Genomic DNA, 501 nt, shown 5'->3' on the forward strand with positions numbered 1-501 from the left:
CCGATTCTCTGCCTGTTTATTCCGCCGATTGCTTCCGCTGGGCCTCCGATTCAAGGAATCGTGAGGCCCGTTTGAGATTCGTCCCGATCGCTTTCGCTATCGACGCGTTCTTCACCTTGATTAGCCCCGTGAACCGTGTTTTCTCCCCATCTTGATGATACACCTCATTGATTAATGACTCAGCACCGGCGCGTAAATTCAGAAACTCTTCCTCGGCCGGATCGTCCATCCGCTTCCGACGTTTGGCGAGTTCTACCCGCCGCTCGTAGAAACCGTAGCTGTAGAACTGCTGTTTCTCTTTCACGAAGCAGTTCTCCTTGAGTGGACAGCTGTCACAGAACTCTTTGTCCATTCTCCCCGAGATGCGACCACTCTCCATGTATCGCTGCTCGAATGGTTCGTGTCCGGTAGGACACGTAACCATTCTGTGCTTGTCCCACTCTGCGTCTGCGAGTGACAACGTCTCTTCAGGAGGCGGCTGCCCAGTCAGCCCTGTAAAGT

At 53.7% G+C, this 501-nt stretch carries 1 protein-coding gene; it reads right to left on the reverse strand.

Annotated elements, in window-relative coordinates; all coding sequences use genetic code 11:
* Positions 1 to 16: 16 nt before the first annotated feature.
* The coding region (locus ACR3FF_RS27380) for a transposase (RefSeq protein ID WP_458191255.1) at positions 17 to 501 on the reverse strand (485 nt) is incomplete at its 5' end.

The sequence above is a fragment of the Haladaptatus ordinarius genome, assembly GCF_054177595.1.